The following is a 19,223-nucleotide window of genomic DNA, read 5'->3' on the forward strand; positions in this document are numbered from 1 at the left end:
ATGCCCTTGAGCGAATTCTTCCTGCTTTACCCCTTGGCTTTCGTGCTGACGGCACTGCTGCTCGGGCTGATCATTGGCAGTTTTCTCAACGTGCTGGTTTGGCGTCTGCCGAAGATGCTTGACCGTGAATGGCGGCTACAAGCCCAGGACTTGCTCGGACTGCCGGCCGAAGCTCCCGGCCCGGTCTACAACCTGATGCTGCCCCATTCCCAGTGCCCGCACTGCGGCCACCGCATCCGCGCCTGGGAAAATATTCCACTGTTCAGCTACCTGGCGTTGCGCGGGCGCTGCTCCAGTTGCACCGCCCCCATCGGCAAGCGCTACCCATTGACCGAACTGGCTTGTGGCGCCCTGTCGGCGTTCGTCGCCTGGCATTTCGGCTTCGGCTGGCATGCGGCAATGGCGATGGTGCTGAGCTGGGGCTTGTTGTCCATGAGCCTGATCGACGCCGAGCATCAATTGCTGCCCGACTCTCTCGTACTGCCCTTGTTGTGGCTGGGCTTGATCGTCAACAGCTTCGGGCTGTTCGTGTCCCTCAACCAGGCATTATGGGGCGCTGTCGGCGGTTATCTGGTGCTGTGGGTGGTGTTCTGGGTGTTCAAGTTGCTGACCGGCAAGGAAGGCATGGGCTATGGCGACTTCAAGCTGCTGGCGATGCTGGGCGCCTGGGGCGGCTGGCAAATCCTGCCAGTGACGCTGCTGCTGTCTTCGCTGGTGGGCGCCGTCGTCGGCGTCGTCATGCTGCGCATGCGCAACGCACCGACATCGACACAGATCCCCTTCGGACCCTATCTGGCGATTGCCGGCTGGATTGCCTTGCTCTGGGGTGGTCAAATAACCGACTTCTATTGGCACTCAGTCGGTTTCTAATGAACAGCTCCGCGGAAAAACCCTGGATTCTCGGCCTGACCGGTGGCATCGGCAGCGGCAAGAGCGCAGCGGCCCAGCACTTCATCGACCTGGGCGTGCACGTCATCGACGCTGACCATGCGGCGCGCTGGGTCGTCGAACCCGGACGCCCGGCGCTGGGAAAAATTGCCGAGCACTTTGGCCCGGGTGTGCTGCAAGCGGACGGCGCGCTGGATCGAGCCGCGCTGCGCACGCTCATCTTCGAGAATGCCGAGGAGCGCCGCTGGCTGGAGGCACTGCTGCACCCGCTGATTGCCGAAGAGATCGCTCATCATCTGGCCCAGGCAAGATCGTCCTATGCGATCCTGGTGTCACCGCTATTGATCGAGTCGGGGCAGTACGCCATGACTCAGCGGATCCTGGTGATCGACGCACCTGAACAATTGCAGGTCGAACGCACCTTGCAGCGCGACCAGACCAGCGAGCAGCAGGTCCAGGCGATCCTCAAGGCTCAATCAAGTCGCCAGGATCGCCTGAGCCATGCCGACGACGTGGTGGTCAACGACCGCGACCTCGCCTGGCTGCACAGCGAGGTCGAGCGCCTGCATCACTTTTATCTTACCCTGCGTGGAGGCCAATCATGAGCCAACCCCCAATCGTTGATTGCCCAACCTGTGGCGCCCCGGTCGAATGGACCCCTGAAAGCAAATTCCGGCCGTTCTGCTCGGATCGCTGCAAGCTGATAGACCTCGGCGCCTGGGCGTCGGAAGAACACAAGATTCCGGTGGCCCCGGACGCCGAGGATGAGTTGTTCAGCGAAGACTTCAATCCCCGCTCGCATCACTAAGGCCTGGCCTGAATCATTGTGGCGAGGGGATAAATCCCCTCGCCACAGAGTCATCGGGCAGCATTTACCCCCTAAGGCCGCATGAACCCGTAATCCTGGCTGTCGTCGAGATTTTCCGCGAGGAAACTCAACTCATCGGCCAAATCGTCGACACTGCGTACGGTCTTGCTCTGCTGCACGATTGCGCTGAGCAAGGCCCGCAGGCTCAAACCCGGGTCAAAGCCGATCTCCATGGCCGCGTCGTGACTGCGCCGGATTTCTTGCCTCGCCCACTCATAAACACTCATGGTTGCACTCCTGGAAATTTTCCAAAGCATGCAGCGCGGCAGGCGGTGCAGCCTTGACGTGAATCAAGGCTTGTCCTCATCGTTCCAGGGCGCCGACAGGTAGCGCGTGCGGTTGAAGGTCTCCAGCCATTCGGGACTGAACACCACCAGCGCGCTGACCACCATGCCGTTGATGAAGGCCTCGGGGAAGATGATCAGCCAGAGGTAACCGATGAAGTCCTCCAGCCAGTACGGCATGACGAAGATGCCGTCGTACCAGAGCAGGCCAAGCCCCAGCAACAGGCACCCCAGCGCCGAAAGCGCGGCGGCGAGAAACCCGGAACAGAAGATATACACAAACAGATTGCGCGGCTGGGCACGCTCCACCAGGACGGCGCAACCTTCAGTGATCAGCACCGGCAGGAGAATCAACAGCGCGCCATTGATGCCGACCGCCATCATGTCCTGACGGCCCAGCAGCACCAGCGCGAGCTGCGCACAGAGCCCACCGAGGATCGCCAGCGGCCAGTCCAGCAGCAAGGTGACGGCGGTCATGCCGAGGAAGTGATACGAGACGCCCGTGTCGAAGTCTCGCCGTACCAACCATAACAGGAACAACGCCAGCACCGTGCCGAACAGCAAATGCTGGCGACGGCTGTCAGTAAACAACTCGACCCACCGCGCCCGCGCCACTGCCCAAGCCAGCACCGGCACGTAAACCAGCCAGCCGACCGCCAGGGTCTGCGGTGAGAGCAGTTCGGCACCGATCATGGCAACTCCTGCGAAGGCGTGAACGTGGTACAGCGCGGGTTCGAGCACCGGTTCAACAGGCAGCTCGTTCGCTATTCAGTAACGATGCTCCCAGGCTGTTGCACCAATGCCATTGCAAACTTGCCGAAGCCCACCGACCAATCCGAATAGTCATTTTCGTGCATGAAAATGAACACGTCTTGCGGGCGAACCTGGGCTTGGCCGGCGAGATTGTCAGCGATGCCTTTATAGAGGTCACGCTTCATCGCATCGCTGCGGCCTCTGCGCATCGTAATCTCAATCACGATCAAATTGTCTGAACGAGCCACACCATTGAAAGTTCGGCTGTAGAAGAACTGTTGCGGATCATAGTCCGTCACCAGGTTGAACAATTCATCCTGGGGCATACCAATGCCGTCGACCAACGCTTGGTGTATGCCATCGACGATGCGTTGGCGCTGTTGCTGGCTGGTGCTTTTGGTGACAGCTGTACGTACAAACGGCATGTGAGTTGCTCTCAATTGGATTCTCGAATAGTCCACCACCTGAACAGTGTGCGGATAAGCGCAAGCCCAGCGATTTTGCGCAAACCTCACGTTCGCCGATAACGATTTATGCGGCCGGAGTATTTGAGTTAAAGTCACTTCATGAGACGTCGCCTGCCCCCATTGAATGCGTTGCGTACCTTCGAGGCTGCGGCTCGACTCGGGAAAATGACGTCCGCTGCCGAAGAGCTTTCCGTCACGCCCGGCGCTGTGAGTCGCCAGGTACGCCAGTTGGAACTGAGCCTTGGCGTCGATCTGTTCGAAGGGCCCAAGAACAAGCCGCAGCTCACCACGGCCGGCAAAGAACTCTTGCCTCAATTGACGGCCGCGCTGGACCAGATCGAGGCGGCAGTGGGCCGGGTCCGCGATACCGCGACAGGCACCCTTGACGTCTCCTGCTTCAGCACGTTTACCGTCAAGTGGTTGATACCTCGTCTGTTCGACTTCAACTCGACTTACCCGGATATCAAGATTCGCTTGAGTTCACCGGTCGCTGGGGCCGATCCGGGCCGGGATCGCTATGACGTGATGATCACCGCGAAGCAGGACGTCATTGGCGAACCAGAAAATACGGTCCTGCTGTTTCCTGAACGACTGGGCATCGTTTTGTCGCCGGCATTAGCCGCACGCCTGCAACTCACCGATCTGAGCTCGATCTTCAGTCATCCGCTGCTGCATACCCGAACGCGTCCAGACGCCTGGGCAAACTGGGCCAACGCGGTTGGCTACCGGGACACGCCCCCGACCGGACTGGAATACGAGCACTATTACTTTACTTTGGAAGCGGCAATTGCCGGCTTGGGGATTTGCGTCGCCCCTTGGCATCTGGTGGCCGACGATATTCGCCTTGGCCGCCTGGTGGCACTGTTTGGCTTTTATCCGAGCCGTTATGTCTACCTGGCGAAGCGAAGCGGGCAACACAGCAAGAAACTGGAGCTGTTCTGCGCCTGGCTGGCGCATCAGGCTGAACAGGACGGCCCGCCAGGCCCTGCCTGAGCGATAATTTGCCCTCAGCGACACGCTTTATTTTTTATCAACACATTTGAACGCTAAGCTTGGGCTCATGGATGATTCCGATTATTTACGCCTGCTGACGATCGCTGCCGAGCAGGCCAACGCCTTTCTCTCCAATGCCCGCAAATGGGAGCGTGAGCGTTGGGTCTGCCAGCGCCTGCTGCAAGGGCTGAACGTGCCCTATCGCGCCGACGAGTTTGCGCCGGCCGGGGAGCCGCCAGACGTCTTGTTCCGCGATGCCAACTTCGAAGTGTTCTTTGTGCTCGACGAAGGCCGTCGCCTCAATGACGAATGGCGCGATGAACTACAGCGTCGCCGCAGCGCCTTCTCCCTGAGCCAACTGGTGCGCCGCGAGGCCAAGCCCCGGCGGATCCCCGCCAACGAATTCCTGATGCGGCTGGCGCCGACCCTGCGCAAGAAAGCCCACAACTACACCGAGCGCGGCATGGACCTGGGAGAGTTGGACATCATTGCGTTCGCCAGCCTCAAGCGCGAAGTGCTGGACCTCAACAGCCACTTTCCGCCGCCGACCGAATACCTGCGCCAGGGTTGGCGCTCCTTGTCGCTGGTGGGGCCGACCTTCGCCCGCGTACTGTTCGCCCATCCCGATGCGCCGGATTTCCTGCGGGGCAACCTGGGTCGCAGCATCGTCTTCGATGTCGGGATCAGCCTGTGAGCCCCTTGCAGGAACTGATCGCCGCCGTGCCGCAACAGGGCCGCGTGCGCTGGATCGGTGTGCGGCCCCAGGGTCACGCGCCGATGATCGAGCTGGACGCCGTGGAGGCGCGCCTGGAGGCCGGTCTCACCGGCGATCATGCGCGCCCCGGCGTGCGCAATGCGCGGCAGGTGACGTTGATCCAGTGGGAGCACCTGGGCGTGATCAGCTCGCTGATGGGCCGTCCCGACGATCAGCCCATACTGCCGCGAGAGCTGCGGCGCAATATCGTAGTCAGCGGGATCAACCTGTTCAGCCTCAAGGGCCGGCGCTTTCGCATCGGCCAGGCCATTTTCGAAACCACCGGCTGGTGCCAGCCCTGCGCACGGCTGGAGCGAAACCTTGGCGAAGGTACATTCCAGGCGGTACGCGGCCATGGCGGAATCACCGCCCGAGTGTTAAAAAGTGGAATCATTCGCCTGGACGACAGCCTGATCGTCGAACCCGTTCCGGCGAGCGGCTACGCGGCTTTCAATGCCGGCTAGCCGGACGCTGTAACGTCTTCACATCCCGCAACGTCTACCTGACGAGGCCTTTATGACCAGTCGCCTGAACCCAGATGACCAGAAGCATGTCGAAGAGTACCTGCAACTGTCCCAGCACCGAGTCGAGCGCCGGCCTTTTCGGCCGTGGATGCTCCTCGTGGTGGTACTGGCCGTGACCATCGGCCTGGGCCTGTTGAGCCGACTGATCAGCTACCTGACGCTATGAGCCGCTTTTTGTCGCTGATGCTCGCGCAGGTAACGGCACCGAATTCCTTTAGCCTTGCGAGATATCCCCATGACTCATCGTATTGTCATCGTTGGCGGCGGCGCCGGCGGCCTGGAGTTGGCTACCCGTCTGGGTAAGACTCTGGGCAAGCGCGGCACGGCCAGTGTGATGCTGGTCGACGCGAACCTGACCCACATCTGGAAACCCCTGCTGCACGAAGTGGCTGCCGGTTCCTTGAACTCCTCCGAAGACGAACTCAACTACGTCGCCCAGGCGAAATGGAACCACTTCGAGTTCCAGCTCGGGCGCATGAGCGGCCTGGATCGCGAGAACAAGAAAATCCAACTGGCCGCCACCTATGACGAGGCGGGCGTGGAGCTGTTACCGGCCCGGGAGCTGGGCTACGACACACTGGTAATCGCAGTGGGCAGCACCACCAACGACTTCGGCACCGAGGGCGCGGCGCAACACTGCCTGTTCCTTGATACTCGCAAACAGGCCGAGCGCTTCCACCAGCAATTGCTCCACCACTACCTGCGCGCCCATGCCGGGCAGACCGACGTCGTCGAGCGCATCAGCGTCGCCATCGTCGGCGCGGGCGCGACGGGCGTCGAACTGGCGGCCGAGCTGCACAACGCCGCCCACGAATTGCATGCCTACGGCCTGGACCGGATCAAACCGGAAAACATGCACATCACCTTGATCGAGGCGGGTCCACGGGTCTTGCCAGCGTTGCCCGAGCGTATCGGCGGACCGGTGCACAAGACCCTGGAAAAACTCGGGGTCAACGTCATGACCAACGCCGCCGTCAGCCAGGTCACCGCTGACAGCCTGGTTACGGCAGATGGCAAAGTGATCGACGCGAGCCTGAAGGTTTGGGCGGCCGGGATTCGTGCGCCGGAATTTCTCAAGGACATCGATGGGCTGGAGACCAATCGGATCAATCAGCTGCAAGTGCTGCCGACGCTACAGACCACGCGCGACGAGAACATCTTTGCCTTCGGCGACTGCGCCGCCTGCCCGCAACCGGGCAGCGACCGCAACGTTCCACCCCGCGCCCAGGCCGCGCACCAACAAGCCTCGCTGCTAGCGAAATCGCTGAAATTGCGGATCGAAGGCAAGGCCCTGCCGGAATACAAATACACCGACTACGGTTCGCTGATCTCGCTGTCGCGCTTCTCGGCGGTGGGTAACCTGATGGGCAACCTGACCGGTAGCGTGATGCTCGAAGGCTGGCTGGCGCGGATGTTCTACGTGTCGCTGTATCGCATGCACCAGATGGCGCTGTACGGGATGTTCCGCACGGCGATGCTGATGCTGGGCAGCAAGATCGGGCGCGGGACTGAGCCGCGGTTGAAACTGCACTGAGGATAAAAAGCGAAGCGCCAGCCGCGTGTGGTGGCGCTGAGCTATAGAGATGCATCGCCTGTTCCATGGTCTTCGCGAGCAAGCCCGCTCCCACAGGAGATCGAGTAGTTCACGAGTACGCGATCAACTGTGGGAGCGGGCTTGCTCGCGAAGGCGGCCGTGCAGTCAACAGTATCCAAACGATAAAACTCAATCTGCGCGGCCAATCATTCAAACCTGAAACCGCTGCACCATCGTGCGCAGCGAATTCGCCAGTTGCGACAGCTCGTGGCTGGACGCGCTGGTCTGGTCCGCGCCAGTGGCCGAGCGCACGGACAGATCACGAATATTGACCAGGTTACGATCCACTTCGCGGGCCACTTGCGCCTGTTCCTCGGCGGCGCTGGCGATCACCAGGTTGCGCTCGTGGATTTGATGCACCGACGCTGTGATGGTCTGCAATGCCTCGCCTGCCCGCTCCGCCATCGCCAACGTGCTCGCCGCGCGACTGGAACTGGCCTGCATGGAATCCAGCGCCTGGGTGGCGCCGTTGCGCATGCCCTGGACCATCTGCTCGATCTCCTGGGTCGATTGCTGCGTGCGATACGCCAGCGCTCGCACTTCGTCGGCAACCACGGCAAAACCACGACCGCTCTCCCCCGCCCTGGCCGCTTCGATGGCCGCGTTGAGCGCCAACAGATTGGTCTGCTCGGCAATGGCCCGGATCACATCCAGCACCTTGCCGATGTCCTGGGACTGGTTCGCCAGCGACTGCACCAGGCCACCGGTCACTTGTACATCACTGGCAAGCGCGCTGATGGCCTCGACGGTGTCGCTGACCCGCTCCTGGCCCAACGTTGCCGATTCGCTGGATTGACGGGTCGCATCAGAGGTGGAGACGGCGTTGCGCGCGACTTCTTCCACGGCAGTGGTCATTTCCGTGACGGCGGTGGCGGCCTGTTCGATTTCGTTGTTTTGCTGTTGCAGGCCCTGGGTGCTGTCGAGGGTGACGGCGTTCAGCTCATCGGCAGCGGTCGCCAGTTGTGTTGCCGAGCCGCTGATGCTTTGCAAGGTTTGCCGAAGGTTCTGTTGCATGGTCGCCAGGGCCTTGAGCAAGCGGCTCACTTCATCGTTGCCATGGGTCTCGATGGGCCGGGTCAGGTCGCCCCGCGCCACGTTCTCGGCCGCATTCAACGCCTCGCCCAAAGGCTTGACGATGCTGCGCGTCAACAACATCGCCAGCACAACGGTGGCCAGGGCAGCCAGCACGACGAACAGGCTGACGATCATTCGCGAATTGACGTAATGCTCCTGGGATTTCTGGCTCTCGATGGACACTTGCTTGGAGAACAACTCCGCAAGGTCGTTGAGCTGCTTGCCCGAGCCATCCACCACGGTTTTCATGTCCACCAGCAACAGTTTGATCAGTTCATCCCGACGGCCCTGCTCCGCCAGGATGAACGATTGCGCGATACCGGCACGGTAAGCGGCAAAGGTCTGCTTGAACTGATCATAGAGGGCCTTGCCTTCAGGCGTCACAACGAGCTTTTCGTACGCCGCGATTTTTTCGCTCAGTTCCTTGTCGCGCGTGTCCATTTGTCCGCGGTACACAGCAACGTTCTTCGGGTCCTGATCCAGGGCCATGCGCAGGGAAATGGTACGGATCCGCAGCATCCACTCACGGATCTCATCACCCCCGCGGATGCTCGGCAGCCATTGAGTCTCCACCGCGACCTCACTGTCGCGAATGCTCGACATCTGCCCCAACGCAAACACCCCGAGCAACGCCACCAACAGGGCGATCAAGGCAAAACCCAGCGCGGCACGGGGTGCGATATTCAATTGACGAAGAAACATAACGGGCGCCTTTCTTGTTGTTAGCCAAAAGTAAGGGCGTCGGTCCATGCCCTCTCGGCGGGTTATCGGCAGGTTGTACGACGACTTGATGCCATCGGCATTTTTCGCAGGCAAAAAAAATCCCCGTATCTTTCGATACGAGGATTTTCAATATGGTCGGGGTAAGGGGATTCGAACTCCTGACATCCTGCTCCCAAAGCAGGCGCGCTACCGGACTGCGCTATACCCCGGTAAAAAAAAGGCGACCCTTGCAAGTCGCCTTCCTCGATCAGCGCTTTTGGCCTCTGATCTTAAGATTCGATTCCAGCGAGCTGGTTTCAAAAATGGTGGGTCGTGTGGGATTCGAACCTACGACCAATTGGTTAAAAGCCAACTGCTCTACCAACTGAGCTAACGACCCAAATATGGTCGGGGTAAGGGGATTCGAACTCCTGACATCCTGCTCCCAAAGCAGGCGCGCTACCGGACTGCGCTATACCCCGATTGAAATGGCTCCGTGACCAGGACTCGAACCTGGGACCCAATGATTAACAGTCATTTGCTCTACCGACTGAGCTATCACGGAACTGATATTTCAAGTTACTGCATTGAAGCTAGCTTCAACCTCTTCTACCCGCCTGCATCGCTGCGTTCGTGTGTCTGAGGCGCGCTATTCTACAATTTTCAAAACCTCTGTCAACCCCTTAAATTGCTTTCAAGACAATGATTTGCAACTTATTTTGGGTTGCCTCTCGCTGAGAAGTGACCCCGGGGGTGACGTACTGCGGGGCGCACTTTACAAGCCTTTTCCTTTGAGTTCAACGACCTGATGAAAAAAATGGCCTCGTAAGTCGAGGCCATTCCAATATCCGGCTGTGCCGGCCTTCAGTTGAAGACGATTTCGTCGTTCTCCACCGTACCGGTCACGGTTTCGCCCGGCATGAAGCGACCGGACAGAATCAACTGCGCCAGCGGGTTTTCGATCCAGCGCTGGATCGCTCGCTTGAGCGGCCGCGCGCCGTAGACCGGGTCGTAACCCACCGCGATCAGCTTGTCCAACGCCTCGTCGCTCAGTTGCAGCTTCAGCTCGCGCTCGGCGAGGCGGCTGCGCAGGCGCCCCAGCTGGATCTCGGTGATACCGGCGATCTGATCCCGGGCCAACGGCTCGAAGATCACCACTTCGTCCACACGGTTGATGAACTCCGGCCGGAAGTGGGTGGAGATCGCATCCATCACTGCGGCACGTTGCGCCTCGCGATCGCCCACCAGCTCCTGGATCTGCGTCGAGCCCAGGTTGGAGGTCATCACGATCACCGTATTGCGGAAATCCACCGTACGGCCATGGCTGTCGGTCAGGCGACCATCCTCCAGCACTTGCAGCAAGATGTTGAACACATCCGGGTGCGCCTTCTCGACTTCATCGAGCAGGATCACCGAGTACGGCTTGCGCCGCACGGCCTCGGTCAGGTAGCCGCCCTCTTCATAGCCGACGTACCCCGGTGGAGCGCCGATCAGCCGCGCCACGGAGTGCTTCTCCATGAACTCGGACATGTCGATGCGCACCATGGCTTCCTCGGTATCGAAGAGGAATTCGGCCAGCGCCTTGCACAATTCGGTCTTACCCACGCCGGTCGGGCCGAGGAACATGAACGAGCCGCTCGGACGATTAGGGTCAGACAACCCGGCGCGGGACCGGCGCACGGCGTTGGACACCGCCACCACCGCTTCTTCCTGGCCGATCACACGCTGATGCAACAGGCTTTCCATCTTCAGCAGCTTGTCGCGCTCGCCTTCGAGCATCTTCGAGACCGGAATGCCGGTCCACTTGGACACCACTTCGGCGATTTCTTCCTCGGTGACCTTGCTGCGCAGCAACTGGTTTTCGCTCTTGCCGTGCTGGTCGACCATCTGCAGGCTGCGCTCCAGGTCCGGGATCACCCCATACTGCAGCTCGGCCATACGGTTGAGGTCGCCTTTGCGGCGGGCCGCTTCCAATTCCTGGCGGGACTGTTCGATCTTCTGCTGGATCTGCGCCGAACCCTGGACTTCGGCTTTTTCCGAGTTCCAGATCTCCTCGAGGTCGGAGTACTCACGCTCATGACGAACGATTTCTTCCTGCAACCTTTCCAGGCGTTTCTTCGCCGCTTCGTCGCTTTCCTTCTTCAAGGCCTGGGACTCGACCTTGAGCTGAATCAGGCGCCGCTCCAACCGATCCAGCACTTCCGGCTTGGAGTCGATTTCCATGCGGATACGGCTGGCGGCCTCGTCGATCAAGTCGATGGCCTTGTCCGGCAACTGGCGGTCGGTGATATAGCGATGGCTGAGCTTGGCCGCCGCGATGATCGCGCCATCGGTGATCGCCACTTTATGGTGAACCTCGTAGCGCTCCTTCAGGCCCCGCAAGATCGCGATGGTGTCTTCTTCACTCGGCTCATCCACCAGTACTTTCTGGAAGCGCCGCTCCAGGGCCGCGTCCTTCTCGATGTACTGACGATATTCGTTCAGCGTGGTCGCACCGACACAATGCAGCTCGCCGCGAGCCAGCGCAGGCTTGAGCATGTTGCCGGCGTCCATCGAGCCTTCACCCTTGCCCGCGCCGACCATGGTGTGCAATTCGTCGATGAACAGGATGATCTGGCCTTCCTGCTTCGACAGCTCATTGAGCAGCGCCTTGAGCCGCTCTTCGAATTCGCCGCGGTATTTGGCGCCAGCGATCAGCGCCCCCATGTCCAGGGACAAGAGTCGCTTGCCCCGCAGCCCATCGGGCACTTCGCCGTTGATGATGCGCTGGGCCAGGCCCTCGGCGATGGCGGTCTTGCCCACGCCAGGCTCACCGATCAGCACCGGGTTGTTCTTGGTACGACGTTGCAGGACCTGGATGGTGCGGCGGATTTCATCGTCGCGACCAATCACCGGGTCGAGCTTGCCTTCCTCGGCGCGTTTGGTCAGGTCGACGGTGTATTTATCCAGGGCCTGGCGGGCTTCCTCGTGGTTCGGGTCGTTGACCGCATCGCCGCCACGCAGGTTATTGATGGCGTTTTCCAGGGCTTTCTTGCTCACACCCTGGCCGAGCAACAATTTGCCGAGCTTGCTGTTCTCGTCCATCGCGGCGAGCAGGACCAACTCGCTGGAGATGAACTGGTCGCCCTTCTGCTGGGCCAGGCGATCGGCCTGGTTGAGCAGCCGCGCCAGATCCTGGGACATGTTCACGTCGCCGGTGGGGTTCTGGATCTTGGGCAGTTGGTCGAGTTCCTTGGCCAACTCTTTGCGCAGGCTGTTGACGTCAAAGCCCACCTGCATCAGCAGTGGCTTGATCGAGCCGCCCTGCTGTTCGAGCATGGCTTGCATCAAGTGCGCCGGTTCGATACCGGGATGGTCCAGGCCGACGGCCAGGGACTGGGCATCGGACAGGGCCAGTTGTAATTTGCTGGTTAAACGGTCAATACGCATGGGTCACCTTCCTAATGAGCAGGCCGGACCTAGAGAAACATCCTGAATGAAGAAACCTGCCAGATACCGTTATAGATGTGGTCGATTCTGGAAGATTCAAGCAGCGCGCTGTTGATACAGATCAGGGGAGTCTAGCGTTCAAGCCAGATCAGGGAGGCGAAACGACCGGTGCGGGGATTGCGCCGGTAGGAATAGAAGCGAGGATCGGTCACGGTGCACAAACCGCCACCATAGACGGCTGTTACGCCGCGTGCCGCCAGGCGTAGCCGTGCCAACGCGTAGATATCGGCGAGAAATTTGCCGGCATTGGGGCTTGGCGCAAAGGCCTGGTCCGCCGACGGCAGATGGGCGATGAAGGCTTCTCGCACTTCCGGGCCGACCTCAAAGGCTTGCGGGCCAATGGCCGGGCCGAGCCAAGCGAGCATCTCTTCGCTGGGTTGCTGCAGGCTGTCGAGCGTCGCCTCCAGCACACCGTTGGCCAGCCCCCGCCAACCGGCATGGGCTGCCGCGACATGGGTGCCGGCACGATTGCAGAACAATACCGGCAGGCAATCCGCCGTCATCGCAGTGCAAGCGATGCCCGGCGTGGCGCTCCAACCGGCATCGGCAGTGACGACCCGAGTCGGATCAGCCTCGACCACGTCAATTCCATGGACTTGCTGCAACCAGGCCGGACGCATGACGAACCGATCAGTGAGGCGACGACGGTTTTCGGCAACAGCCGCAGGGTCGTCGCCCACATGATCGCCCAGGTTGAGGCTGTCGAACGGCGCCAGGCTGACGCCGCCCTCGCGGGTGGTGACGCAGGCCTTGACCCGGGCCGGCGCGGGCCAGTCGGGTATCAGCCAGTCGTTCATCCGATGAACGCCTCGCGGTCCTGCTTCAGCAAGGTCAGCAGCCAGACGAAATCATCCGGCAACGGCGACTCCCAGCTCATGCGCTTGCCGGTCGTCGGGTGATCCAGTTCGAGGAAACGTGCGTGCAGCGCCTGGCGCGGGAAATTCTTCAGCGATTCGACCATGGTCTGGCTGGCAGCCGGCGGAATGCGGAAGCGACCACCGTAGGCCGGGTCGCCCACCAACGGGAAGTTGATGTGGGCCATGTGCACGCGAATCTGGTGGGTCCGACCGGTTTCCAGCTTGACCCGCACGTGGGTATGGGAACGGAAACGCTCCAGCACGCGGTAATGACTGACCGCCTGCTTGCCGCCCTCCATCACCGCCATGCGCTGGCGCTGCTGGCCGTGGCGACCGATCGGCGCGTTGATCTTGCCACCCGCGGTGACCACGCCGATCACGATGCATTCATAGATGCGGCTGACACTGCGGCTTTGCAACTGCGTGACCAGTTGTGTCTGCGCCTGGATGGTCTTGGCGACCACCATCAGGCCGGTGGTGTCCTTGTCCAAACGATGCACGATACCGGCGCGGGGGACATTGACGATGTCCGGCACGTGGTGCAGCAAGGCGTTCAGCAGGGTGCCATCGGCATGACCGGCCGCCGGGTGCACCACCAGGCCCGCGGGCTTGTTGATCACCAGGATGTCGTCATCTTCATAGACGATGTCGAGGGCGATGTCTTGGGCGACCCATTCTCCCTGGGCCTCCTGCTCGGCGGTCAGCTCGAGGATGGCGCCGCCATGGACGATGTCGCGCGGACGGATGACCGCCCCGTCCACCGTCAGGCGGCCGTCCTTGATCCAGGCGGAAAGGCGCGAGCGCGAGTGCTCTGCGAAGAGTTGGGCGGCGACTTGATCGAGGCGTTGGCCGCCCAAATCGGACGGCACCTCTGCGCGAAGTTCTATTTTATCGGACATGCTCGGACTGGGCGTCGGCACAGCCTTTGGTTTCGGCTGCGCGCTTGTGGTTAAATACGGCGTCTTTTGCCCCGAGGCTTTTCAACGGGGCGCTCATCATAACAGGACGGCCCCGCCCAAGACAGCGGCCGTCATAGGGACGCAAGCCGCCATGCAAGTGAAACACCTGCTGCTGATCGCCATCCTCGCATTGACTGCTGCTTGCTCGTCGAAGGAAGTCGTAGACGAAAACCTGAGCGAAGTCGAACTGTACCAACAGGCGCAGAACGACCTGGACAACAACAGCTATACCAGCGCCACCGCCAAATTGAAGGCGCTGGAGTCGCGGTATCCGTTCGGTCGCTACGCCGACCAGGCGCAACTGGAGTTGATCTACGCCAACTACAAGAACGCCGAGCCGGAAGCGGCCAAGTCCGCCGCCGAGCGCTTCATTCGTCTGCACCCGCAGCACCCGAACGTCGATTACGCCTACTACCTCAAGGGCCTGACCTCCTTCGACCAGGACGTCGGCCTGCTGGCGCGCTTCCTGCCGCTGGACATGACCAAGCGTGACCCGGGCGCCGCGCGCGACTCCTACAACGAGTTCGCCCAGCTGACCAGCCGCTTCCCCAACAGCCGCTACTCGCCTGATGCCAAGCAGCGCATGATCTACCTGCGCAACCTGCTGGCTTCCTACGAAATCCACGTGGCCGACTACTACCTGACCCGCCAGGCCTACGTTGCCGCCGCCAACCGTGGCCGCTATGTGGTGGAAAACTTCCAGGAAACCCCATCGGTGGGCGACGGCCTGGCGGTGATGACCGAAGCCTACCAGCGCCTGCACCTGGATGAGCTCGCGGCCACCAGCCTGGAAACCCTGAAGCTGAACTATCCGGACCACCCTTCCCTGGTCGACGGCCAGTTCACGCCGCGCGTCGATGAGGCGGACAACCGTTCGTGGCTGAGCAAGGCGACCCTGGGCATGATCGAATCCCGTCCGCCGCTGCCGCCGGGCGAAACCCGCGCCAACCAGGACGTACAGCGCCAGTTCCAGGACGCCAAGGAAGCCATTCCGAACGAGCTCAAGCCAAAGGACGAAAACGGCGACGTGATCGAAGAACCGGAGCCTGAGAACGAGTCCGGCGACCGCTCCTGGTTCAGCTACATGACATTCGGCCTGTTCGACTGAGACTTGGCCTGACAAAAAAGGAGACCTGCGAGTCTCCTTTTTTGTGCCTGGGTTTTATTGCGCTGTGCGCCGTTCCAGTCCTTGGCTAAACTGCCTGATCTCTAGCCAAAAAGCCGCCCATCATGCTTCGTCTACTGTTCTGGATCGCCCTGATTGCCGCCGCGGTATGGTTCTGGCGCAAATTCAAGGCCAGCACTTCCGCGCCCAACGCAACCCGTGAACAGGACGCGCCGCCCATGGTTCGTTGCGCCCATTGCGGCGTGCACCTGCCACGGGATCGCGCATTGCCCCTCCAACAGCAATGGTATTGCAGCCAGGCTCACCTTGAGCAAGGCCCAGGCACTCGTGAGCGCTGAAGCCCCGCTCCCTCGCGTCAAACAGGCGCAGCGCCTGCTGCGTCTGTATCACCTGTACCGCCTCAGCATCGGCATCACCCTGGTGCTGCTGATTTCCAGCAACATGGATAACCGCCTGCTGGAGTTCGCCAACGACGATCTGCTGCGCAGCGGCAGCTGGTTATACCTGGTACTGAACATCCTGCTGGTGGTGTTCCTGGAAAACACCCGTCGTCCTGCCCAGTTGTTCGGCCTGGCCTTGACCGACGTCCTGTTGCTGTCGTGGCTGTTCTTCGTCGCGGGCGGCGCCCCCAGCGCCATTGGCAACCTGATCATCGTCTCGGTGGCGATCAGCAATACCTTGCTGCGCGGCCGGATCGGCCTGTTGATTGCCGCCGTCGCCACCCTGGGCATCGTTGGCTCGACGTTCGTGCTCGGTCTCAGCGATTCGAGCCGACCCAGCAGCTATCTGCAAGCAGGCACCCTGGGCGCCCTGTGCTTCGCCGCCGCGTTGCTGGTGCAACGCCTGACCCGACGACTGGAAGCCAGCGAAACCCTGGCCGAGCAAAAAGCCAGCGAAGTGCTCAGCCTCGAAGCCCTCAATGCGCTGATCCTGCAGCGCATGCGCACCGGCATCCTGGTCCTGGATCGCCAACGCAGAGTTCAGTTGGCCAACGAAAGCGCCTTGAACCTGCTGGGCATGCATGACCTGGTCGGCCAACGGATCGACGATTATTCCAGCGCCTTGGTCGAGCGATTGCAGGGGTGGTTGAACAACCCCAGCCTGCGCCCGCAAAGCCTGACCATCAGCAGCACGGGCCTGACCCTGCAACCCAGCTTCATCGCCCTCGGGGCAGAGGATCAGCAACAGATCCTGATATTTCTCGAAGACCTGGCCCAGGTGGCCCAACACGCCCAGCAATTGAAGCTGGCATCGTTGGGGCGTCTCACCGCCGGTATCGCCCATGAAATCCGCAATCCGCTGGGGGCAATCAGCCACGCCGCGCAATTGCTGCGCGAGTCCGAGGAACTGAACGACGCGGACCGGCGTCTGACGCAGATTATTCAAGATCACTCCCAACGAATGAATCGCGTCATCGAAAACGTCCTGCAACTGTCCCGTCGCCAGCAAACCGCCCCCCAACGCCTGGATCTGCGTAGCTGCCTCGAGCAATTCGTCCGGCAGGCCCGCGAAAGCGCGGAAGGACACCAACAACTGCACCTGAGCATCGACCCCGGCGACTACATCACGCTCATGGACCCCGACCAACTGACCCAAGTGCTCGACAACCTGTTGCGCAACGCCTGGCGCCACAGCGCGCTGGCCCATGACAAGGCCGAGGCCTGGTTGAAGCTGTTCATCGATCCCCATAGCCAACTGGCCACGCTGGACATCATCGACAACGGCCCTGGCGTAACGCCGGACCAGCAGGCGCACCTGTTCGAACCTTTTTTCACCACCAGCAGCCAAGGCACCGGCCTTGGGCTCTATCTGTCCCGTGAGCTGTGCGAAAGCAACCAGGCCCGCCTAGACTTCAAACCACGCCAAGGCGGCGGTTGCTTCCGCATCACCTTTGCTCACGGACGGAAACAGATTTGAATACACGCTCACGGCAACGAATCCTGATCGTCGATGACGAGCCGGACATCCGCGAACTCCTGGAGATCACCCTGGGCAGGATGAAACTCGACACCCGCAGCGCCAAGAATCTCAGCGAGGCCCAATCCCTGCTGGCGGCCGAAGCCTTCGACCTGTGCCTGACCGACATGCGCCTGCCCGATGGCACGGGCCTGGAGCTGGTCAAACATATCCAGCAACGGTATTCCCAACTGCCCGTGGCGATGATCACCGCCTATGGCAGCCTGGAAGTCGCCATCGATGCCCTCAAGGCAGGCGCCTTCGATTTCCTGACCAAGCCAGTCGATCTAGCTCGCCTGCGGGAATTGGTCGGCAGCGCCCTGCGCCTGTCACCGGGCACCACGCCCGGCGCGACCGTCGAACGCGTTCTACTGGGGGATTCGCCGCCGATGCGCGGCGTGCGCAAGCAAATCGAAAAACTGGCCCGAAGCCAGGCGCCGGTCTATATCAGCGGCGAGTCGGGCTGTGGCAAGGAATTGGTCGCCCGCCTGATCCATGAACAAGGGCCGCGCGCCAGCCAGCCTTTCGTGCCGGTCAACTGTGGGGCAATTCCCACTGAACTGATGGAAAGCGAGTTTTTCGGCCACCGCAAAGGCAGCTTCAGCGGCGCCATCGAAGACAAACCCGGGTTGTTCCAGGCCGCCCACGGCGGGACGCTGTTCCTCGACGAAGTGGCCGACCTGCCGCTGGCGATGCAGGTCAAGCTCTTGCGCGCCATCCAGGAAAAAGCCGTGCGCGCCGTCGGCGGCCAGCAGGAAGAAGTGATGGACGTGCGAATTCTCTGCGCCACTCACAAAGACCTCGACGCCGAAGTCGCGGCCGGGCGCTTTCGCCAGGATCTGTATTACCGACTGAACGTCATTGAACTGCGCGTCCCGCCCCTGCGCGAACGTCGTGAAGATATCGAGCCGCTGGCCAACTACATGCTCCAGCGCCTGGCCGCGAGCACCGGTAACCCGGCGGCGAAGCTGCATCCTGCGGCACTCGATGCCCTGCGCAATTACCGCTTCCCCGGCAACGTGCGGGAGCTGGAGAACATGCTGGAACGGGCCTATACCCTTTGCGAACACCATCAGATCGAGGCCGATGACCTGCGCCTTGCCGAGAGCAACGTGGCTGGCGATGTGGCTAACCCGGATCTGGTGCGGGTCGACAACCTGGAGGATTACCTGGAAGACGTCGAACGCAAGGTTATCCTCCAGGCGCTTGAAGAGACCCGCTGGAATCGCACGGCGGCGGCACAGCGGTTGAAGTTGTCGTTTCGGTCGATGCGGTATCGGTTGAAGAAGTTGGGGTTGGATTAGCTCATAGCGTGGGGTTCATGCCACCCCCGTGGCGAGGGGTGTGATTACCGCAGAGCGTCGTCTACCGCCCGGTCACGGCAACCGCCAGAACTCGTCGGAGAATTCGGCTTGGATCGGGGGGTTGTCCGACCATTCCTACAAAGGCTGGTTAGCTGTGAGGCGGTGTGTATATCCGGTTCTGCGGTAACGGCTGCTGGCGGTTCCGCTCTTACAGCGGGTCACTTTTGGAAAGAGCGCCAAAAGTAACCAAAAACGCTCTGCCCCACCACTCGGCACCTCGCCTAGGCTCGGTGTGCCCTCACTCCGGCATTGCTCCGTGGGCCCGCCGCGATGGGCCATCCATGGCCCTGCGCGGCTATCCCGGCATCCATGCCGGGATGCCCACTGCGCAATGCCTGCGTTCGGCCAGCGTGGTTTAACGGGGCGCCAAGATCAAGATCAAGATCCAAAGCAAGAGCAAGAGCAAGAGCAAGAGCAAGAGCAAGAGCAAGAGCAAGAGCAAGAGCGCGGCGTCAGCCAGGATTTATTTAGCTGAACCACCGCTTTCGCGAGCAGGCTCGCTCCCACATGGTTTTGCAGGTATTCACACATCTGCACACAACCCAAAAACCTGTGGGAGCGAGCTTGCTCG

At 61.1% G+C, this 19,223-nt stretch carries 20 protein-coding genes, 4 tRNA genes and 1 pseudogene; 13 read left to right on the forward strand and 12 right to left on the reverse strand.

Annotated elements, in window-relative coordinates:
• The 3 genes from KSS97_RS24730 to yacG are packed head-to-tail and all read left to right on the forward strand — an operon-like array spanning position 1 to position 1,696.
• The gene (locus tag KSS97_RS24730; protein ID WP_217860359.1) at positions 1-870 is read left to right on the forward strand and encodes a prepilin peptidase; all 870 of its coding nucleotides are present in this window, start codon (positions 1-3) and stop codon (positions 868-870) included.
• A complete protein-coding gene (gene coaE, locus KSS97_RS24735) occupies positions 870-1,493 on the forward strand; it encodes a dephospho-CoA kinase (RefSeq protein WP_217860360.1) in 624 nt (207 codons plus the stop codon). Before KSS97_RS24730 ends, coaE begins: the two co-directional genes overlap by 1 nt.
• A complete protein-coding gene (gene yacG, locus KSS97_RS24740; RefSeq protein WP_030140256.1) occupies positions 1,490-1,696 on the forward strand; it encodes a DNA gyrase inhibitor YacG in 207 nt (68 codons plus the stop codon). Before coaE ends, yacG begins: the two co-directional genes overlap by 4 nt.
• A 71-nt stretch (positions 1,697-1,767) precedes the next feature.
• Here yacG and KSS97_RS24745 read toward each other — a convergent pair whose 3' ends face one another.
• The 3 genes from KSS97_RS24745 to KSS97_RS24755 all read right to left on the reverse strand — a co-directional run bounded on the left by KSS97_RS24745 (position 1,768) and on the right by KSS97_RS24755 (position 3,218).
• Positions 1,768-1,983: a hypothetical protein gene (locus tag KSS97_RS24745; protein WP_030140257.1), complete on the reverse strand. Its 216-nt coding sequence runs from the start codon at positions 1,981-1,983 to the stop codon at positions 1,768-1,770.
• A gap of 63 nt (positions 1,984-2,046) precedes the next feature.
• On the reverse strand, positions 2,047-2,733 hold the full coding sequence (locus KSS97_RS24750) for an energy-coupling factor ABC transporter permease (protein ID WP_217860361.1): 687 nt from the start codon (positions 2,731-2,733) through the stop codon (positions 2,047-2,049).
• Positions 2,734-2,804: 71 nt separating this feature from the next.
• Complete coding sequence (locus KSS97_RS24755; RefSeq protein WP_030140259.1) at positions 2,805-3,218, reverse strand: tautomerase family protein; 414 nt, start codon at positions 3,216-3,218, stop codon at positions 2,805-2,807.
• Between the two features lie 141 nt (positions 3,219-3,359).
• Between KSS97_RS24755 and KSS97_RS24760 the strand changes: the two genes are divergently transcribed.
• The 5 genes from KSS97_RS24760 (at position 3,360) to KSS97_RS24780 (ending at position 7,065) form a co-directional block, all read left to right on the forward strand.
• A complete protein-coding gene (locus tag KSS97_RS24760; protein WP_217860362.1) occupies positions 3,360-4,253 on the forward strand; it encodes a LysR substrate-binding domain-containing protein in 894 nt (297 codons plus the stop codon).
• Between the two features lie 67 nt (positions 4,254-4,320).
• A complete protein-coding gene (locus KSS97_RS24765; protein WP_030140261.1) occupies positions 4,321-4,947 on the forward strand; it encodes a DUF1780 domain-containing protein in 627 nt (208 codons plus the stop codon).
• The gene (locus tag KSS97_RS24770; protein ID WP_198798128.1) at positions 4,944-5,471 is read left to right on the forward strand and encodes an MOSC domain-containing protein; all 528 of its coding nucleotides are present in this window, start codon (positions 4,944-4,946) and stop codon (positions 5,469-5,471) included. Before KSS97_RS24765 ends, KSS97_RS24770 begins: the two co-directional genes overlap by 4 nt.
• 52 nt (positions 5,472-5,523) lie before the next feature.
• Positions 5,524-5,697, forward strand: a complete 174-nt coding sequence (locus tag KSS97_RS24775) for a DUF3094 domain-containing protein (RefSeq protein WP_003185543.1) — start codon at positions 5,524-5,526, stop codon at positions 5,695-5,697.
• Between the two features lie 69 nt (positions 5,698-5,766).
• The gene (locus KSS97_RS24780) at positions 5,767-7,065 is read left to right on the forward strand and encodes an NAD(P)/FAD-dependent oxidoreductase (protein WP_198798127.1); all 1,299 of its coding nucleotides are present in this window, start codon (positions 5,767-5,769) and stop codon (positions 7,063-7,065) included.
• A 210-nt stretch (positions 7,066-7,275) separates the two neighbouring features.
• Here the strand turns inward: KSS97_RS24780 and KSS97_RS28850 are convergent, their stop codons facing one another.
• The 9 genes and pseudogenes from KSS97_RS28850 to rluD all read right to left on the reverse strand — a co-directional run bounded on the left by KSS97_RS28850 (position 7,276) and on the right by rluD (position 14,146).
• On the reverse strand, positions 7,276-8,139 hold the full coding sequence (locus KSS97_RS28850) for a methyl-accepting chemotaxis protein (RefSeq protein ID WP_437127935.1): 864 nt from the start codon (positions 8,137-8,139) through the stop codon (positions 7,276-7,278).
• Positions 8,131-8,949, reverse strand: a pseudogene (locus KSS97_RS28855) (MCP four helix bundle domain-containing protein); the annotation flags it as partial. The pseudogene KSS97_RS28855 and the gene KSS97_RS28850, both read right to left, overlap by 9 nt.
• 105 nt (positions 8,950-9,054) lie before the next feature.
• Positions 9,055-9,131, reverse strand: a tRNA-Pro gene (locus tag KSS97_RS24790).
• Positions 9,132-9,225: 94 nt separating this feature from the next.
• A tRNA-Lys gene (locus tag KSS97_RS24795) sits at positions 9,226-9,301 on the reverse strand.
• A 5-nt stretch (positions 9,302-9,306) separates the two neighbouring features.
• Positions 9,307-9,383, reverse strand: a tRNA-Pro gene (locus tag KSS97_RS24800).
• Between the two features lie 7 nt (positions 9,384-9,390).
• Positions 9,391-9,466, reverse strand: a tRNA-Asn gene (locus KSS97_RS24805).
• Between the two features lie 299 nt (positions 9,467-9,765).
• On the reverse strand, positions 9,766-12,330 hold the full coding sequence (gene clpB, locus KSS97_RS24810) for an ATP-dependent chaperone ClpB (protein ID WP_217860364.1): 2,565 nt from the start codon (positions 12,328-12,330) through the stop codon (positions 9,766-9,768).
• A gap of 131 nt (positions 12,331-12,461) precedes the next feature.
• Positions 12,462-13,187: a peptidoglycan editing factor PgeF gene (gene pgeF / locus KSS97_RS24815; RefSeq protein ID WP_217860365.1), complete on the reverse strand. Its 726-nt coding sequence runs from the start codon at positions 13,185-13,187 to the stop codon at positions 12,462-12,464.
• On the reverse strand, positions 13,184-14,146 hold the full coding sequence (rluD, locus tag KSS97_RS24820) for a 23S rRNA pseudouridine(1911/1915/1917) synthase RluD (RefSeq protein WP_030140267.1): 963 nt from the start codon (positions 14,144-14,146) through the stop codon (positions 13,184-13,186). Before rluD ends, pgeF begins: the two co-directional genes overlap by 4 nt.
• A gap of 151 nt (positions 14,147-14,297) precedes the next feature.
• Here rluD and KSS97_RS24825 point away from each other — a divergent pair, with 151 nt between their 5' ends.
• From KSS97_RS24825 to KSS97_RS24845, 5 genes are all read left to right on the forward strand, one after another.
• Positions 14,298-15,314, forward strand: coding sequence for an outer membrane protein assembly factor BamD (locus tag KSS97_RS24825; RefSeq protein ID WP_030140268.1), 1,017 nt, complete (start codon positions 14,298-14,300; stop codon positions 15,312-15,314).
• 122 nt (positions 15,315-15,436) lie between these two features.
• A complete protein-coding gene (locus KSS97_RS24830; RefSeq protein ID WP_030140269.1) occupies positions 15,437-15,670 on the forward strand; it encodes a PP0621 family protein in 234 nt (77 codons plus the stop codon).
• On the forward strand, positions 15,660-17,249 hold the full coding sequence (locus KSS97_RS24835) for a two-component system sensor histidine kinase NtrB (RefSeq protein ID WP_198798123.1): 1,590 nt from the start codon (positions 15,660-15,662) through the stop codon (positions 17,247-17,249). Before KSS97_RS24830 ends, KSS97_RS24835 begins: the two co-directional genes overlap by 11 nt.
• Positions 17,246-18,592: a sigma-54-dependent transcriptional regulator gene (locus KSS97_RS24840; protein WP_030140271.1), complete on the forward strand. Its 1,347-nt coding sequence runs from the start codon at positions 17,246-17,248 to the stop codon at positions 18,590-18,592. The genes KSS97_RS24835 and KSS97_RS24840 overlap by 4 nt, the downstream gene beginning before the upstream one ends.
• Before the next feature lie 391 nt (positions 18,593-18,983).
• On the forward strand, positions 18,984-19,127 hold the full coding sequence (locus KSS97_RS24845; protein ID WP_217860366.1) for a hypothetical protein: 144 nt from the start codon (positions 18,984-18,986) through the stop codon (positions 19,125-19,127).
• The last annotated feature ends 96 nt before the right edge of the window (positions 19,128-19,223 follow it).

Origin of the sequence: Pseudomonas alvandae, from assembly GCF_019141525.1 — a bacterium.
In the GTDB taxonomy this organism is placed as follows: domain Bacteria; phylum Pseudomonadota; class Gammaproteobacteria; order Pseudomonadales; family Pseudomonadaceae; genus Aquipseudomonas; species Aquipseudomonas alvandae.

What these genes read in the sequence shown, in the direction of transcription:
- KSS97_RS24845 (WP_217860366.1), top strand. Translation starts at nt 18,984, where the DNA reads ATGCCTGCGTTCGGCCAGCGTGGTTTAACGGGGCGCCAAGATCAAGAT.
- KSS97_RS24825 (WP_030140268.1), top strand. Translation starts at nt 14,298, where the DNA reads ATGCAAGTGAAACACCTGCTGCTGATCGCCATCCTCGCATTGACTGCT.
- KSS97_RS24760 (WP_217860362.1), top strand. Translation starts at nt 3,360, where the DNA reads ATGAGACGTCGCCTGCCCCCATTGAATGCGTTGCGTACCTTCGAGGCT.
- KSS97_RS28850 (WP_437127935.1), bottom strand. Translation starts at nt 8,139, where the DNA reads ATGCAACAGAACCTTCGGCAAACCTTGCAAAGCATCAGCGGCTCGGCA.
- KSS97_RS24765 (WP_030140261.1), top strand. Translation starts at nt 4,321, where the DNA reads ATGGATGATTCCGATTATTTACGCCTGCTGACGATCGCTGCCGAGCAG.
- KSS97_RS24830 (WP_030140269.1), top strand. Translation starts at nt 15,437, where the DNA reads ATGCTTCGTCTACTGTTCTGGATCGCCCTGATTGCCGCCGCGGTATGG.
- KSS97_RS24775 (WP_003185543.1), top strand. Translation starts at nt 5,524, where the DNA reads ATGACCAGTCGCCTGAACCCAGATGACCAGAAGCATGTCGAAGAGTAC.
- KSS97_RS24750 (WP_217860361.1), bottom strand. Translation starts at nt 2,733, where the DNA reads ATGATCGGTGCCGAACTGCTCTCACCGCAGACCCTGGCGGTCGGCTGG.
- KSS97_RS24730 (WP_217860359.1), top strand. Translation starts at nt 1, where the DNA reads ATGCCCTTGAGCGAATTCTTCCTGCTTTACCCCTTGGCTTTCGTGCTG.
- KSS97_RS24745 (WP_030140257.1), bottom strand. Translation starts at nt 1,983, where the DNA reads ATGAGTGTTTATGAGTGGGCGAGGCAAGAAATCCGGCGCAGTCACGAC.
- KSS97_RS24755 (WP_030140259.1), bottom strand. Translation starts at nt 3,218, where the DNA reads ATGCCGTTTGTACGTACAGCTGTCACCAAAAGCACCAGCCAGCAACAG.
- clpB (WP_217860364.1), bottom strand. Translation starts at nt 12,330, where the DNA reads ATGCGTATTGACCGTTTAACCAGCAAATTACAACTGGCCCTGTCCGAT.
- yacG (WP_030140256.1), top strand. Translation starts at nt 1,490, where the DNA reads ATGAGCCAACCCCCAATCGTTGATTGCCCAACCTGTGGCGCCCCGGTC.
- KSS97_RS24780 (WP_198798127.1), top strand. Translation starts at nt 5,767, where the DNA reads ATGACTCATCGTATTGTCATCGTTGGCGGCGGCGCCGGCGGCCTGGAG.
- rluD (WP_030140267.1), bottom strand. Translation starts at nt 14,146, where the DNA reads ATGTCCGATAAAATAGAACTTCGCGCAGAGGTGCCGTCCGATTTGGGC.
- pgeF (WP_217860365.1), bottom strand. Translation starts at nt 13,187, where the DNA reads ATGAACGACTGGCTGATACCCGACTGGCCCGCGCCGGCCCGGGTCAAG.
- coaE (WP_217860360.1), top strand. Translation starts at nt 870, where the DNA reads ATGAACAGCTCCGCGGAAAAACCCTGGATTCTCGGCCTGACCGGTGGC.